The 14,742-nt window shown below is 71.8% G+C and carries 13 protein-coding genes; 6 read left to right on the top strand and 7 right to left on the bottom strand.

Annotation, left to right across the window (positions count from 1 at the left end):
* Positions 1-36: 36 nt before the first annotated feature.
* Both BLW78_RS04425 and ade read right to left on the bottom strand, forming a co-directional pair.
* On the bottom strand, positions 37-462 hold the full coding sequence (locus BLW78_RS04425) for an organic hydroperoxide resistance protein (RefSeq protein ID WP_020091957.1): 426 nt from the start codon (positions 460-462) through the stop codon (positions 37-39).
* Between the two features lie 85 nt (positions 463-547).
* On the bottom strand, positions 548-2,269 hold the full coding sequence (gene ade / locus BLW78_RS04420; RefSeq protein WP_091677213.1) for an adenine deaminase: 1,722 nt from the start codon (positions 2,267-2,269) through the stop codon (positions 548-550).
* Between the two features lie 127 nt (positions 2,270-2,396).
* Here ade and ilvD point away from each other — a divergent pair, with 127 nt between their 5' ends.
* The gene (ilvD, locus tag BLW78_RS04415; RefSeq protein ID WP_091677211.1) at positions 2,397-4,226 is read left to right on the top strand and encodes a dihydroxy-acid dehydratase; all 1,830 of its coding nucleotides are present in this window, start codon (positions 2,397-2,399) and stop codon (positions 4,224-4,226) included.
* On the opposite strand, the gene BLW78_RS04410 is transcribed toward ilvD, so the two are convergent.
* The 3 genes from BLW78_RS04410 to BLW78_RS04400 form a co-directional block, all read right to left on the bottom strand.
* A complete protein-coding gene (locus BLW78_RS04410) occupies positions 4,227-4,925 on the bottom strand; it encodes a GDSL-type esterase/lipase family protein (protein WP_091676984.1) in 699 nt (232 codons plus the stop codon). It lies immediately after the preceding gene.
* A 3-nt stretch (positions 4,926-4,928) separates the two neighbouring features.
* The gene (locus BLW78_RS04405; RefSeq protein ID WP_091676981.1) at positions 4,929-5,951 is read right to left on the bottom strand and encodes a lipase; all 1,023 of its coding nucleotides are present in this window, start codon (positions 5,949-5,951) and stop codon (positions 4,929-4,931) included.
* Positions 5,952-6,028: 77 nt separating this feature from the next.
* The gene (locus tag BLW78_RS04400) at positions 6,029-7,000 is read right to left on the bottom strand and encodes a GDP-L-fucose synthase (RefSeq protein ID WP_020091962.1); all 972 of its coding nucleotides are present in this window, start codon (positions 6,998-7,000) and stop codon (positions 6,029-6,031) included.
* A gap of 321 nt (positions 7,001-7,321) precedes the next feature.
* Here BLW78_RS04400 and BLW78_RS04395 point away from each other — a divergent pair, with 321 nt between their 5' ends.
* From BLW78_RS04395 to BLW78_RS31985, 4 genes are all read left to right on the top strand, one after another.
* Positions 7,322-8,785 (top strand): hypothetical protein, encoded by a 1,464-nt coding sequence (locus BLW78_RS04395; protein ID WP_244526767.1) that lies wholly within the window; start codon positions 7,322-7,324, stop codon positions 8,783-8,785.
* Positions 8,786-8,859: 74 nt separating this feature from the next.
* On the top strand, positions 8,860-10,383 hold the full coding sequence (locus BLW78_RS04390) for a phytoene desaturase (protein WP_091676976.1): 1,524 nt from the start codon (positions 8,860-8,862) through the stop codon (positions 10,381-10,383).
* Positions 10,364-11,434: a phytoene/squalene synthase family protein gene (locus tag BLW78_RS04385; RefSeq protein WP_091676973.1), complete on the top strand. Its 1,071-nt coding sequence runs from the start codon at positions 10,364-10,366 to the stop codon at positions 11,432-11,434. Before BLW78_RS04390 ends, BLW78_RS04385 begins: the two co-directional genes overlap by 20 nt.
* 22 nt (positions 11,435-11,456) lie before the next feature.
* Complete coding sequence (locus tag BLW78_RS31985; RefSeq protein WP_280141588.1) at positions 11,457-11,585, top strand: hypothetical protein; 129 nt, start codon at positions 11,457-11,459, stop codon at positions 11,583-11,585.
* A 50-nt stretch (positions 11,586-11,635) separates the two neighbouring features.
* Here the strand turns inward: BLW78_RS31985 and BLW78_RS04380 are convergent, their stop codons facing one another.
* The gene (locus tag BLW78_RS04380; RefSeq protein ID WP_091676970.1) at positions 11,636-12,547 is read right to left on the bottom strand and encodes a PhzF family phenazine biosynthesis protein; all 912 of its coding nucleotides are present in this window, start codon (positions 12,545-12,547) and stop codon (positions 11,636-11,638) included.
* 10 nt (positions 12,548-12,557) lie between these two features.
* Positions 12,558-13,481: a hydroxymethylbilane synthase gene (hemC, locus tag BLW78_RS04375; protein WP_091676968.1), complete on the bottom strand. Its 924-nt coding sequence runs from the start codon at positions 13,479-13,481 to the stop codon at positions 12,558-12,560.
* A 183-nt stretch (positions 13,482-13,664) separates the two neighbouring features.
* Between hemC and BLW78_RS04370 the strand changes: the two genes are divergently transcribed.
* Positions 13,665-14,585, top strand: coding sequence for a metallophosphoesterase (locus BLW78_RS04370; RefSeq protein ID WP_091676964.1), 921 nt, complete (start codon positions 13,665-13,667; stop codon positions 14,583-14,585).
* The last annotated feature ends 157 nt before the right edge of the window (positions 14,586-14,742 follow it).

Raw genomic sequence — 14,742 nt, 5'->3', positions numbered from 1 at the left:
CCCGCGGACGCGTCCGCGGGCCGGCCCCGGGCGGGATCAGGCCAGCTTCAGGCCGACGTTGACGTTGCCGCGGGTCGCGTTGGAGTACGGACAGACCTGGTGGGCGGCGTCGACGAGCTTCTGCGCGTCGGCGCGGTCCAGGCCCGGGAGGCTGATGGTCAGGTCGGCGGTGATGCCGAAGCCGCCCTCGGAGCGCGGGCCGATGCCGACATCGGCGGTGACGGTGGTCTCGGCCGGGACCTTCAGCTGCAGCGACGGCGCGACGGCCTTCATGGCGCCGAGGAAGCAGGCCGAGTAGCCGGACGCGAAGAGCTGCTCCGGGTTCGCGCCCGGACCGCCCGCGCCGCCGAGCTCCTTCGGGGTCGAGAGCTTGACCTCGAAGCTGCCGTCGGCAGTCCGGGCGGCGCCGTCGCGGCCGCCGGTGGCCGTGGCGGTGGTACGGTACTTCACGTCTACGGGCATGGGACTCTCCGGTTTGGGGATGCCGCCGGCATGTAGGCGCCGACTCGCCTCCGCACAGCCCATTTAGATTGCGCGCAATCTAATTTCAAGGATCGATCAGCGCGAAGCGGTCGACATCGACGAGCCCACGATCGGTGATCTTCAGGTGGGGGATCACCGGCAGGGGCAGGAAGGCCACCTGCAGGAAGGGTTCGGGAAGGACGACCTCCAGGCTTCGCGCCGCGTCGCGCAAGGTTACGAGCGACCGGCGGATGGCGTCGAACGGCATGAGACTCATAAGCCCGGCGACCGGCAGCGCGATCTCGGCCAGCACCCGGCCGCCCTCGACCACCACGAAGCCGCCCTCGATCGCGCCGAGCCGGTTCACCGCTACGGCCATGTCGGCGTCGTCCGCCCCGACCACCGTGATGTTGTGGCTGTCGTGCCCGACCGACGAGGCGATGGCGCCGCGCTTGAGGCCGAAGCCCTTCACGAACGCGACGCCGACGCCGCGCGCGCCCGGCTGTGTCCGGCCGTGGCGCTCGACCACCGCGACCTTGATGACGTCCTGGTCGAGGTCGATCCGGCGCTCGCCGCCGGAATAGGGCAGGGTCAGGTCGTGCCGCAGGGTGATGATCTTGCCGGGCACGACGCCGATCACCGGCGTCGACGGCCCGGAGCCCGGAGCGGCGAAGTCGGCGGCCGTCACGTGCCGCGCCCGCACGCTCCGGCGGCCGATCGGCTCGATCGACGCGCGCGCGTCGAAGAGCGCGGCGTCCACCGGCCGGCCCGCGCTGAGGACTTGCGACACGGCACAGGCGGGGAGATCGTCGAGCACCACGAGGTCGGCGCGCTGGCCGGGCGCGACGAGGCCCCGGTCGTGCAGCCCGAAGGCGCGGGCCGCCGACCAGGAGGCCGCCCGGTAGGCGGCCAGCGGCGGCACGCCGAGGGCGATGGCCGTGCGGATGACGAAGTCGAGGTGCCCCTCCTCGGCGATGTCGAGGGGATTCCGATCGTCGGTGCAGAAGGCCAGGAACGGCGCCGTCCGCTCGGTCAGGATCGGCGCGAGGGCGTGCAGGTCCTTGCACACCGAGCCCTCGCGGATCAGCACGGTCATGCCCTTGGACAGCTTCTCGCGGGCCTCCTCGGGCGATGTCGCCTCGTGCTCGGTGCGGATGCCCGCCGCGATGTAGCCATTGAGCGCGAGGCCGCGCAGGAGCGGCGCGTGCCCGTCGATGTGCCGCCCCTGGAAGGCCGCGAGCTTGTCCAGCACGCCCGGGTCGCCCGCCAGCACGCCCGGAAAGTTCATGAACTCGGCGAGGCCGATCACCTTGGGGTGCGTCGCGAAGGGCAGGAGATCCTGCGCCTCGATCCGGGCGCCCGAGGTCTCCAGGTGGTCAGTGGCTGGCACGCAGGACGAGAGCTGCACCCGCAGATCCATCGCCAGCGTCTCGGAGGATCTGAGGAACCACGTGAAGGCGTCGGTGCCGAGCACGTTGGCCATCTCGTGCGGGTCGCAGATCCCGGTGGTGACGCCGTGCGGCAGGACGCACCGCTCGTATTCCTGCGGCGGCATCAGCGACGACTCGACGTGGAAATGCGTGTCGATGAAACCCGGCACCACGACCTTGCCGGACACGTCGATCTCCCGGGTGCCGCTATACGCTCCGAAGGTCCCGACGATCCGGTCGCCGCAGATCGCGATGTCGGAGGCCACCAGATCGCCGGTGACGAGGTCGAGGAAGCGGCCGCCCTTCAGGACCAGATCGGCCTCGGCCCGGCCCTGACCCTGCGCGATCGCGCGCCGGAGGAAATCCACCTGTGTCATCGCGATCCGCCCCTCCCGCCCGCCATCCGCCAGAAGCATGCCACGGGTGCCGGTCTCCCGGCGACGCTTGCGGATGCGCGGGCGCGGGCGCAGAAGCCCTTCACCTTTGAACCAGTCGAAGCTCTCGATGCCTGCCTATCGCTCACGCACCACCACCCACGGCCGCAACATGGCCGGTGCCCGCGGCCTCTGGCGCGCCACCGGCATGAAGGATTCGGATTTCGGCAAGCCGATCATCGCGGTGGTGAACTCCTTCACGCAGTTCGTGCCGGGCCACGTTCACCTCAAGGACCTCGGCCAGCTCGTCGCCCGGGAGATCGAGGCGGCCGGCGGCGTCGCCAAGGAGTTCAACACCATCGCGGTCGATGACGGGATCGCGATGGGCCACGATGGGATGCTGTACTCGCTGCCGTCCCGCGAGCTGATCGCCGATTCCGTCGAGTACATGGTCAACGCACACTGCGCCGACGCGATGGTGTGCATCTCGAACTGCGACAAGATCACCCCCGGCATGCTGATGGCGACGCTGCGCCTCAACATCCCGACCGTCTTCGTCTCGGGCGGCCCGATGGAGGCCGGCAAGGTGCAGCTGCCGGGCATCGCCAGGAAGGTCGACCTCGTCGACGCGATGATCGCGGCGGCCGACGACCGGATCTCCGACGAGGACGTCGCCGTCATCGAGCGCTCCGCCTGCCCGACCTGCGGCTCCTGCTCGGGCATGTTCACGGCGAACTCGATGAACTGCCTCACCGAGGCGCTGGGTCTGGCGCTGCCGGGCAACGGCTCGGTGCTCGCCACCCACGCCGACCGCAGGCGCCTCTTCGTCGAGGCCGGCCACCTGATCGTCGATCTGGCCCGCCGCCACTACGAGCAGGACGACGCCAGCGTGCTGCCGCGCGCGGTCGCGAGCTTCCAGGCGTTCGAGAACGCCATGACCCTCGACATCGCCATGGGCGGCTCGACCAACACGGTGCTGCACCTGCTGGCCGCCGCCCACGAGGGCGAGGTGCCCTTCACCATGGCCGATATCGACCGGCTGTCCCGGCGGGTGCCGGTGCTGTGCAAGGTCGCCCCGGCGGTAGCCAACGTCCACATGGAGGACGTCCACCGGGCGGGCGGCATCATGGGGATCCTGGGCGAGCTCGACCGGGCCGGCCTGATCGACACCGGCGTCGGCAACGTCTCGGCCGGAACGCTCGGCGGGGCGCTCGCCCGCTGGGACGTGCGCGGCGAACCGGCCGCTTCGGTCCAGACCTTCTATCGCGCGGCCCCGGGCGGCGTGCCGACCCAGGTGGCGTTCAGCCAGGAATCGCGCTTCGACGCGCTCGACCTCGACCGGGAGGGCGGCGTCATCCGCGACGCGGCGCACGCCTACTCGCAGGATGGCGGCCTCGCCGTGCTCTACGGCAATCTCGCCGAGCAGGGCTGCATCGTGAAGACCGCGGGCGTCGACGCCTCCATCCTGACCTTCACGGGCACCGCCCGCGTGTTCGAGAGCCAGGACGCGGCCGTCGACGGCATCCTCAACGGCAAGGTCACGGCCGGCGAGGTGGTGCTGATCCGCTACGAGGGCCCCCGCGGCGGCCCCGGCATGCAGGAGATGCTCTACCCGACGAGCTACCTGAAATCGAAGGGTCTGGGTAAGGCCTGCGCGCTCGTCACCGACGGACGGTTCTCCGGCGGGTCGTCGGGCCTGTCCATCGGGCACGTCTCGCCCGAGGCGGCCGAGGGCGGCCTCATCGGCCTCGTGCGCGACGGCGACCGGATCGCCATCGACATCCCGAACCGGCGCATCCACCTCGATGTCGAGACGGCGGAGCTCGACCAGCGGCGGGCCGCCCAGGAGGCGGCGGGCTGGCAGCCGGCGAAGCCGCGCAAGCGGAAGGTGAGCGCGGCCCTGCGCGCCTACGCCATTCTCACGACGAGCGCGGCGCACGGCGCGGTGCGCCGGGTCTGATCAGCGGAGTTCGAGGACCAGGGCGGCGATGGCGGCCAACAGGGCCGCCGCCGCCACCGCGGCGCCGATGAGGCGCGCGCGGACGGACCGGGCCGTGTTCGCGGGCGCACCGTTCACCGACAGGGCAGGGGCGGATAAGGCATCCGGGATGCGCCCCAGCGCCCGGAGCATCAACGGCTCGATCGCCGCGTATCCGGCCGGGCTCAGGTGGAGCCCGTCCGTCCCGTGATCCGGCCGGAGGCCGCCGGACTCGGACACCAGCACGGCGTGGTAATCGATGAACGTCGCGCCGTGCTCGTGGGCGTGGTCCCGGAGCCACGCGTTGACCGCCGCGATCATGGCGGGGGCGTCTCGCACCTCCGGGTTCCACGGGATGCCGTCCACCGGCGTGAGCGAGCCGATCCAGGCCTTCACGCCCAGGGCGCGGGCCTCGTCGAGCATGCCGGCGAGCGTGCGGCAGATCTCCTCGACCGGGACGAAGACACCCTCGTTGCGGCCGATATCGTTGACGCCGCACAGGAGATGCACGCCCCGGGCGCCGGTCTCCGCGAGGTCGCGGGCGAACCGCATGGTGATCCAGCGCGCCGTCTGCCCGGAGCCGCCACGGGGGATGAGGTCGTAGGCCTCGAAAGTGCCGGCCCGGTGGAAGCCCCAGAGCTCCGTGATCGAGTCGCCCACGAAGACGATCGGTTCGGCCATGGCTCAGGCGGCCGTCGCCGCCCCGACCGTCTCGACCACCTCCGCCTGGAGACGGTCGGCCATCACTTGGCGCCCCTCCGAAGTCACGTGGACGATGTCGGTGAACAGGGCACGGGTGTCGGCCTCGAACAGCCGGCTCAGGTTCCGCGCCGCGAAGGCCCGGTCGGCCGTGTCCAGCCGCCCGAGGACACTCTCGAAGCGCTCGTACTGGCGGTCGAGATAGGCGAGGAACGCGCCGGACGCGGCGCCGGCCTCCGCGCCCGCGAGCGTCCCCTTGCGGACGACCGTCGGCTGCAGGAGGAACCGGACCGGCGCGCCGATCCCGGGCGCGAGCCGCGCGAGGCGCCTGAGCGCCAGCTCGAACTGCCGCACCACCTCCCATTCCCAGATGTCGGACTGCCAGTTCGTCAGCGCGCGCAGGTTCTCGAGGCGATTGAAGATCATCGCCTGCAGGCCGTCATACGACAGGTCCTCCGCGTCCTCGGCGGATTTCCTCGGGTCGAAGAAGTAGTCGTAGAGGCTCTCGTTCGCGAAGTGATTGTAGGGAACGCCGGCCCGCGGATCGAAGCTCCAAGGCTGGAAGATGTCGGTCGCGCCGCCGACCACCAGGATGACGTCGGGCTGCAGGTCCATCAGCCGCGTCGTGATCAGGGCGATCATCTGGTTGAGACAGGCCGAGACCGCGCCGAAATTGTAAACTCGCGCGCCGAGCCCGTGCGCCTGCTTCAGCCCGGTCTCCAGCCGTCCGGGCACGGTGTCGGCGAAGACCTGGCCGTCGATCAGCGTACTGTCGCCGACGACGAAGACCCGCAGCGTCTCGGAGGGCGGCCGCGCGTCCGCGTGCGCGTCGTTGCGATACCCGAGGGCGTCGTAGCGCCAGCCCTGACCGGACGCCTCGGTCAGCGGCTTCCCGGCGAACTGCGCGTAGGGCGCGGGAAACCGGCTGTTCGCGTCGAAATTCTGGAAGCTCTGCAGGAACTTCCGCCGTCGCGCGTCCGCGCTGTCGTCGGGCGGCCGGTGGGCCATGGTCCGTCTCCTCGCCGGGCGGATGCCCGGTGGCTGTGCGATGGTCGGTGAGCCGGGCGGCGCGACGGCGGGCCCGCTCAGCTCCGCAGCGTCGCGTGGTTCTCCAGGAACCAGCCGTAGGTCTGGCGCAGGCCGTCCTCGAGGGCGATCTCCGGCCGCCAGCCCATCGCCCGCAGCCGCGACACGTCCATCAGCTTGCGCGGCGTGCCGTCCGGCTTGGTCGCGTCGAACGCCAGCTCCCCCGCGTAGCCGATCACCCGCGCGAGCGCCTCGGCGAGCTGACGGATGGTGCAGTCCTCACCCGTCCCGACGTTGATGTGCGAGAGGTCTGGGCGCGTGTTCGCGGCGTAGACCGCGTCGTCCATCTCCATCACGTAGACGCTGGCCCGCGCCATGTCGTCGACGTGCAGGAACTCGCGCATCGCCCGGCCGGTGCCCCAGACCGTGACCTTCGCCAGACCCTCCCGCTTCGCCTCATGGAAGCGGCGCATCAGCGCCGGCAGCACGTGGGCGTTCTCGGGATGGAAGTTGTCGTTCGGGCCGTAGAGGTTCGTCGGCATCACGCTGCGATAGCGGCGCCCATACTGGCGGTTATAGCTCTCGCACATCTTGATCCCCGCGATCTTGGCGATCGCGTAGGGCTCGTTGGTCGGCTCGAGCAGCCCGGTCAGCAGGGCGTCCTCGCGCATCGGCTGGGGCGCGAGCTTCGGGTAGATGCAGGACGAGCCCAGGAACAGCAGCCGGTCGACGCCGTGCGTGTGCGCGGCGTCGATCAGGTTCGACTGGATCAGCAGGTTCTCGTGGATGAACTCGGCCGGGTAGGTGTTGTTGGCGTGGATGCCGCCGACGCGCGCGGCGGCGAGGTAGACCTGGTCGATGCGGTTCTCGGCGAAGAAGCGCCGGACCGCGGCCTGATCGAGGAGGTCGAGGGTCCGGCGGTCGGCCGTGAGGATCCGCTCGTGACCGAGCTCACGCAGGCGACGCACGATCGCCGAGCCCACCATGCCGCGATGGCCCGCCACGAAAATGGTCTGACCTCGACCGTCCATCACGCGTCCGTTCCCTGCCGAAAGCTCGGATTTCCAAGCCCCTATAGCCCCTTTGCGGCGCGATATCGCCGCGCAAACACGCGTTTTCTGAGGCGGGCCACGGGGCGCGCGCCGGCCTCCGCGAACCGCGTCATTGTACGGGAAACGACGAGATCAAATACAACTGAAAGTTAGCGTTAATCATTCTACCAGAAGCTGCGTCTCGTTCCTGCTTGCCGACCAACGGGTTGCAGGGCCGGATCGGAATCGCTCCCCGGCCGCGCAGCAATGGAGTTCCAGATGCGTCCCTTGACCGTCGTCCCGGTTACGCCGCGGACTGCGATGATCGCTGTCATCCGTCCGGGCGCCGCCCGCGCGATCCCGATCGCGGCCGGGCTCCTGCTCTGCACGGCCCTGGCGACGCCCGCCCAGGCGCAGCTCCTGCGCGGCGCGCTGGATACAACCACGAATGGCATCCTCGGCACCGGGCTCACGATCGGCACGAGCAGCCCCGGCAGCGGCGTGCTCGGAACCGGCCTCAATGTCGGCACGACGAGCGGCGGGCTTCTCGGCACCGGCGTCACGGTCGGTACCACTGATCCCGGCACCGGCGTGCTGGGGACCGGCCTCAACGTCGGGACCACCGGCGGGGGTGTGCTCGGGACCGGCGTGCTCGTCGGCACGACCGGTCCGGGAGACGGGCTGCTCGGCACCGGTCTCACCCTGGGCACCGCGGGAGGGACCGGAACGGGCGGCTGCGGCACCTGCGGCGGCACCGGCGGGGGTGGGACCGGCGGAGGCGGAACCGGTGGTGGTACCGGTGGCGGGTCCAATCAGGGCATCTACATCATCACCGGCAACGTGACGCAGTCCCAGGGGCAGACCGTCATCAACGAACTGAGGCTCTCGCAGCTCACGAGCGTTACGGGCGTCGCCGCTAACAACACCAGCAACCAGGCCGCGCCGATCGCCGTCGGCAGCGACGCGCTGGCGGTGGGCTACGGTTCGAGCGCGGCCGGGACGGCCTCGACCGCGGTCGGCACGGGCGCCAGCGCCGCCAACACCGGCAGCGTCGCCCTCGGCTACGCGGCCAGCGCGCAGGGCCTCGGCGGAACGGCCATCGGCACGGCCTCCGCGGCGTCCGGAGCCGGCAGCACCGCCCTGGGCTTCGTCGCCGGCGCGACCGGAACCGGCTCGACCGCCGTCGGTGCGGCCGCCTCGGCGGCCGGCAACAACAGCGTCGCGCTCGGCAACGGGGCGGCCGCCAATCAGGCCAACACGATCGCGATCGGCGCGAACGTGAAGACGACCCAGGCCAACCAGGTCGCGATCGGCAATTCCGCGAACACCTACACGCTGGCCGGCATCGCCTCGCAGGCGAGCGCCGCCGCCCAGAGCGGAGCGACGGCCTTCGTGACCACGGACGCGAACGGTAACCTCGCGGCCTCGGCCTACGGACCGTCGACGATCGCCGGCCTCGGCAACCGGATCGATTCGGTGCAGGCGCAGGTCAACAACCTGGAAGCGAAGACCGACTCGGTCCAGCGCTACGCCATCCAGACCCGCAAGGAGGCCCGGCAGGGCGTCGCCATGGCCATCGCGATGGCGACCGCGCCGATGCCGTCGGCGCCGGGCAAGACGACCTGGGCCACCAACGGGGCGACCTACCGGGGCGAGTGGGCCGGCGGTCTCGCTGTGGCGCACCGGTTGCCGACCTGCTGCGTCCCGATCGCGGTGACCGCCGGCGTGGCCTACGGCGGCGACAACGCCGTCGGTGTCCGCGCCGGCCTCGCGGGCGAGTTCTGACGCGACCATCGCCGCCAGGGACGCGCACGATTTCGTCCTTGCGCGGCGGGAAAGGACCGCGATAGTGTCAAGCAATGCTGACACTCGCGGTCGACCATCGGGTTGCGCAAGAGATCGATCGGCGCCCGCACGCCGTCGTGGTCGGCTCGGGCTTCGGCGGCCTCGCCGCGGCGGTCCGGCTGGGCGCGCGCAGCTATCGCGTCACCGTCTTGGAGCGCCTCGCGCAGCCCGGGGGGCGCGCCCGCGTCCACCGGCAGGACGGCTTCACCTTCGACGCCGGTCCGACCATCGTCACCGCGCCCCAGCTCTTCGAGGAGTTGTGGCAACTCGCCGGCCGCAGGCTCGCCGACGACGTGACGCTGGTGCCGATGGATCCGTTCTACCGGATCCGCTTCGCCGACGGCACGTCCTTCGCCTACAGCGGCGACGTGGACCGGATGCGCGCCGAGGTGGCCCGCTTCGCGCCGGACGACGTCGCGGGGTACGAGCGCTTCATGGCGCACAGCCGCGCCGTCTGCCGGATCGGGTTCGAGCAGCTCGGACACGTGCCGTTCGGCAGCGTCGGCGCGATGCTCAAGATTGCCCCCGACCTGCTGCGCCTCTCGGGACACCGCTCGGTGCACGACGTGGTGGCGCGCTTCATCCGCGACGAGCGGCTGCGCACGGTCTTCAGCTTCCATCCGCTCCTGATCGGCGGCAACCCGTTCCGGGCCAGCGCCATCTACTGCCTGATCGCCGACCTCGAGCGGCGCTGGGGCGTTCACTTCGCGATGGGCGGTACGGGGCAGCTGGTCGACGGGCTGGTGCGGCTGATCCGGTCGCAGGGCGGCCGCCTGCGCCTCGGCGTCGAGGTCGCGCGCATCCGGGTCGAGGCGGGGGCGGCCACCGGCGTCGACCTGACCAGCGGCGAGACGATCGCGGCCGACGTCGTGGTGTCCAACGCCGATTCGGCCGTGACGCACGCGCGCCTGCTTCCGGAGGCGCAGCGCTGGAGCCCGGGGCGGTTCCAGCGGGCCCGCTCGTCGATGGGACTGTTCGTCTGGTATTTCGGCACCAAGCGGCGCTACCCGGCGGTGGATCACCACACGATCCTGCTCGGGCCCCGATACCGCGGCCTGCTCGCCGACATCTTTGACCGCAAGGTGCTGGCCGAGGACGCGAGCCTCTACCTGCACCGTCCGACCGCCACCGATCCGAGCCTCGCCCCGCCGGGATGCGACGCCTTCTACGTGCTGGCCCCGGTGCCGAACCTCGCCGGCGGCCAGGATTGGCAGACCCTCGCCGAACCGTATCGGCGCCGGATCGCCGCCCTGCTCGAAGCGAGCGTGATGCCCGGCCTGTCGGAGGCCATCGTGACCTCGAAGGTGACGACGCCGCTGGATTTCCAGGACGATTTCCTGAGCTACCGGGGCTCCGGATTCGGCCTGGAGCCGGTGCTGACGCAATCGGCCTGGTTCCGTCCGCACAACCGGTCGAGCGCAGTCCGCAACCTCTACCTCGTGGGGGCCGGCACGCATCCGGGGGCCGGCCTCCCCGGGGTGCTGTCCTCCGCCCGCATCCTCGACAGCGTGGTCCCCGATGCCCGCGTTACCGCCTGAATTCGCCGCCGCGGCCGACCGGACCGCCTGCCGGATGGCGATCCGGGCCGGCTCGAAGAGCTTCTTCGCGGCCGGCCAGCTGCTGCCGGCCGACATGCGCGAGGCGGCTTACGGCCTCTACGCCTTCTGCCGGCTGTCCGACGATCTCGTCGACGATGCGGCGAGCCCGGCCGACCGGCGCGGCGCCGTGGCGCGTCTCGAGGCCCGGATCGGCCAGGCCTATGCGGGCCGTCCCGCCGACGCCCCGGCGGACCGCGCCTTCGCGGAGATCGTCGCGGTCCACGCGATCCCGGAAGCGCTGCCGCGCGCGCTGATCGAGGGCTTCGCCTGGGACGCCGAGGGCCGGCGCTACGCCGATCTCGGGGCGCTCCACGCCTACGCTGCCCGGGTCGCGGGCTCGGTCGGGGCGATGATGTCCCTGATCATGGGGACCCGCTGTCCCGACGCGCTGGCCCGCGCCTGCGATCTCGGCGCCGCGATGCAGCTCACCAACATCGCGCGCGACGTCGGCGAGGACGCGCGGATGGGCCGCCTCTACCTGCCGCTGGACTGGATGCGGGAGGCGGGGCTCGATCCGGACGCGTTCCTCGCCGATCCGCGGCCGAGCCCGGCCCTGGCCGGCGTGGTGGCCCGCCTCCTCGCCGAGGCGGACAGCCTCTACGCGCGCGCCGAGGCGGGCATCGCGGTGCTGCCACGCGGCTGCCGGCCCTCGATCCGGGCGGCGGGGCTGATCTACGCCGAGATCGGCCGGGTCGTTGCGGCGCAGGGCTACGATTCGGTCCGCCACCGCGCCCGGGTCACGACGGCGCGGAAGCTCGCCCTGATCGTCCGCGCGATCCGAACGCCCGCGGACGCCGCCGGCCTCGGCGCGGCCCCGCTTCCCGAGACGGCGTTCCTGATCGAGGCCGTGGCGGCCGAGCCGGTCCTGCCGATGCGCGCGCGCCCGGCGCTGCGGCCCTGGTGGGACGTCGGCGGCCGGGTCGTGCACGTCCTCGACCTGATCGAGCGGATGCGCGAGCGCGAGGCGTTCGGCCGCTCCGCACCGTCCTGATCGACGCGGCGGAGGCTCATCGGTGCGCGACGGGCTGTTCGCCGCCCTCGATATCGGACTCGTCTTCGCCCTGGCGCTGGGTGTCGGGGTCTGGCAGCTCATCGCGGTCCGCCGCAGCATCCGCCGCGACCGGGACGGCAAGGTGGATTGAGGCCACGGTTACCGACGGCGGCCTCCGGGCCGTGACGGCGCGGTGAGCCACTACCCCGCGATCCGGCCGCCCTCATCCGTCGCGGTCACGCGGTCGGCGGATTCGGCGAGCGCGACGTCGCCCTCCAGCAGGCACCCGACCGGGCGGCCGTCCACGAAGCCGAGCCGCACCCGGATCTCGGACAGGCGGCCCATAGCCCGACCCTGCAGGATCCGGATCGGACGATCGTCCGGCTCGATGAGGCCGTCCTGCAACAGCCCGAAGGCCAGGGCTGCGGCCGCGATGCCCGTGGCGGCGTCCTCGGGATAGCCGGAGGCGCGGGGAAACTGCCGCGCCTCGAACAGCCGGGCCGGGCCGTCGAGCACGGCGTAGGGGTAGAGCCCGGTCGACCCGATCCGCGTGCAGGCAGCCTCGACGGCATCGCTGGCGGGCGCGAGGGCGTTCAGCGCCGCCGCGTCGCGCATCGGCACGAGCGTCTTGATCCGGGACGTCACAGCGTTGTGGACCGGCCGCGCAGCGAGGGCGTCGCGCCCGATTCCGAGCGCCGCTTGGGCTGCGGCGCTCTGCTCGTCCGTCAGGGGCCGCACGCGGCCGACCGACTGCGTGATCGCGACGCTCCAAGCATCCGCGCCGCGCGGGCTGACGAACCCCGTTACGGAACCGCTGCCGGTGGCGATGCGGACCGACCCCTCCGGGATGCGCCCCTCGCGGGCGAGCACCCACAGGACGCCGATCGTGGCGTGGGCGCACATCTCCATCTCGTGGTTCGGCACGAAGAAGCGCAGGTGCAGATCGTGGGCCGGGTCATCGGCCGGCAGCGCGAAGCCCGATTCGTGGCCGTACCGCCGGGCGACGCCCCGCATGGCCTCCGCGTCGAGGGCCCGCGCGTCGGAGACGACGGGACAGGGATTGCCGCCCGTGCCGGCGTGCGTGAAGACGTCGACCACAGTCACGCGGGGCATCGGCCGGCCCTCACTGGAGGTGGCGGGTATAGGTGTCGCCGGCCGCCGCCTTGAGGGCCGCGCCCGCCTCGCGGCCGATCCGCTCCGCCTCCGCGACGGGTCCCTGCCGGGACGCCGCCCAGTGGCGGCTGCCGTCGGGCAGGAAGAGCAGCCCGTCGATCCGCAGAGTGTCCCCGTCGATCTGCGCCAGGGCGGCGATGGGCGTCCGGCAGGATCCGTCGAGTTCCGCGAGCAGCGCCCGCTCGGCCGAGACCGCGATGGTGGTCCGCGCGCAGGCGATGGGCGCCAGGAGGTCGCGGATCGCCGCGTCGTCCGAGCGGCACTCGATGCCCAGGGCGCCCTGCGCCACGGCCGGCAGCATCTCCTCGACCGACAGGACGCTGCGCGCCATGCTCTCGAGGCCGAGGCGCTCCAGGCCCGCGATGGCGAGGAGCGTCGCGTCGCACTCGCCGGCCTTGAGCTTGCGCATCCGGGTGTTGGCGTTGCCCCGCAGCGGGACCACTCGGAGATCGGGCCGCCGCATCAGCACCTGCGCGCCGCGGCGGAGTGACGAGGTCCCGACCCGGGCGCCGGCCGGCAGCCCGGACAGGCCGTCGGCGTGCGGCGACAGGAACGCGTCCCGCGGGTCGTCGCGCGCGAGGATGCAGGCGATGGCGAGGCCGTCGGGGAGCCAGGTCTCCACATCCTTCATCGAATGCACGGCGACGTCGACCTCGCCGGCGAACAGGGCCTGCTCGAGTTCCTTGGTGAACAGGCCCTTGCCGCCGATCTCGGACAGGGGCCGGTCCAGGATCTTGTCGGCCACGGTGGTCACGACCACCAGTTCGGTCTCGAGGCCCGGATTGGCCGCCACGATCCGGTCGCGCACCATCCCGGTCTGCGCGAGCGCCATCGGAGAGCCGCGGGTGCCGATGCGCAGGGGGCGGTTCAACATCTGTTCCGGATCGCTTCGCTGGACGAGACACTGCCTTATAGACCGAGCGCGGCGGCAGGCCACATTCCGTCAACCGGTTTCGGGCCAGGGTCTCGCGGCCGTGAAGGCGGGCCGCCCCGCTTTCGCCGGACTGCGCGCCTAGCGGGACCCCGGCGGGTTCTGGAGCCTACAGGTCTTATCGCGATGCTGATCATGCCGAGCCGCCGGCAGTTCCTGACCGGGCTCGGCGTGGGCGCCGGCCTCACCGCCGCGACGGGCGTCTACGCCTTCGACGTCGAGCCGCTGCACCGGCTGGTGGTCACATCCTACGCGCCGTCCCTGCCGCGCTGGGATCCGGCGCTGCGCCTGCGGGTGGCGGTGCTGGCGGATTTCCACATCTGCGAGCCGTACATGCCGTTCGACCGGGTGGCGGAGATCGTCGCGGCCACCAACGCCCTCGCGCCCGATCTGGTCCTGCTGCTCGGCGACTACCCGGCCGGGCGCATCGCGTGGCGCAAGCTGCCGCTCGACCAGTTCGCCCGGATGATGACCGAACTGAAGGCGCCCCTCGGCACGCACGCGATCCTCGGCAACCACGATTGGTGGGACGACCACGCCGTCCAGCGGGCCGGCCGCGGCGTTCCGGCGGTGCGGCGCCTGCTGGAGGCGCAGGGCATCCCGGTTCTGGAGAATCAGGCCGTGCGCCTCGTGAAGGACGGGCGGCCGTTCTGGCTGGCCGGGCTCGGCGACCAGCTGCCGTTCCTCAACGCGTGGAACACGTTCAGCCTGGCCGACCTGCCGCGAACGCTGCGAGCGGTCACGGACTCGGCGCCCGTGATCCTGATGGCCCACGAACCCGACATCTTCGTCTCCGTGCCCGACCGCGTCTCGCTGACCCTCGCCGGCCACACCCATGGCGGCCAGGTCCGGCTGTTCGGCCACGCCCCCGCCATCCGGAAGGTGCGCGGCCACGATTACTCCTACGGCCACATCGTTCAGGACGGCCGCCACATGATCGTCTCGGGCGGTTTCGGGATGAGCCGGATCCCCGTGCGGATGGGCGTCCCGCCGGAGATCGTCCTCCTCGAACTCGGCACGTCGGACGCGTCCGCGACCGCCAGCTGAGCGCGCGAGCGCGTCACGCGGACGCCGACGGTCGCCGCATCGGTGAAGTAGATCCAGGTCGCGCACAATGGATGTGTCGCCTGCGCGCGCGATCCCGCAAGTCACAGCGGTCATTCGCAGGCATTGACGCGGGTTTGACACACCGAGATGTGCGTGA

This window comes from Methylobacterium sp. 275MFSha3.1 (assembly GCF_900108435.1).
Lineage (GTDB): Bacteria > Pseudomonadota > Alphaproteobacteria > Rhizobiales > Beijerinckiaceae > Methylobacterium.
Note: the sequence above shows the minus strand (reverse complement) of the source record. Positions and strands in the feature narration are given on the sequence as shown.

Bases quoted from the DNA above. Each gene is read 5' to 3' on its own strand.
- BLW78_RS04425 (WP_020091957.1), bottom strand. From the start codon at position 462: ATGCCCGTAGACGTGAAGTACCGTACCACCGCCACGGCCACCGGCGGC.
- ade (WP_091677213.1), bottom strand. From the start codon at position 2,269: ATGACACAGGTGGATTTCCTCCGGCGCGCGATCGCGCAGGGTCAGGGC.
- ilvD (WP_091677211.1), top strand. From the start codon at position 2,397: ATGCCTGCCTATCGCTCACGCACCACCACCCACGGCCGCAACATGGCC.
- BLW78_RS04410 (WP_091676984.1), bottom strand. From the start codon at position 4,925: ATGGCCGAACCGATCGTCTTCGTGGGCGACTCGATCACGGAGCTCTGG.
- BLW78_RS04405 (WP_091676981.1), bottom strand. From the start codon at position 5,951: ATGGCCCACCGGCCGCCCGACGACAGCGCGGACGCGCGACGGCGGAAG.
- BLW78_RS04400 (WP_020091962.1), bottom strand. From the start codon at position 7,000: ATGGACGGTCGAGGTCAGACCATTTTCGTGGCGGGCCATCGCGGCATG.
- BLW78_RS04395 (WP_244526767.1), top strand. From the start codon at position 7,322: ATGATCGCTGTCATCCGTCCGGGCGCCGCCCGCGCGATCCCGATCGCG.
- BLW78_RS04390 (WP_091676976.1), top strand. From the start codon at position 8,860: ATGCTGACACTCGCGGTCGACCATCGGGTTGCGCAAGAGATCGATCGG.
- BLW78_RS04385 (WP_091676973.1), top strand. From the start codon at position 10,364: ATGCCCGCGTTACCGCCTGAATTCGCCGCCGCGGCCGACCGGACCGCC.
- BLW78_RS04380 (WP_091676970.1), bottom strand. From the start codon at position 12,547: ATGCCCCGCGTGACTGTGGTCGACGTCTTCACGCACGCCGGCACGGGC.
- hemC (WP_091676968.1), bottom strand. From the start codon at position 13,481: ATGTTGAACCGCCCCCTGCGCATCGGCACCCGCGGCTCTCCGATGGCG.
- BLW78_RS04370 (WP_091676964.1), top strand. From the start codon at position 13,665: ATGCTGATCATGCCGAGCCGCCGGCAGTTCCTGACCGGGCTCGGCGTG.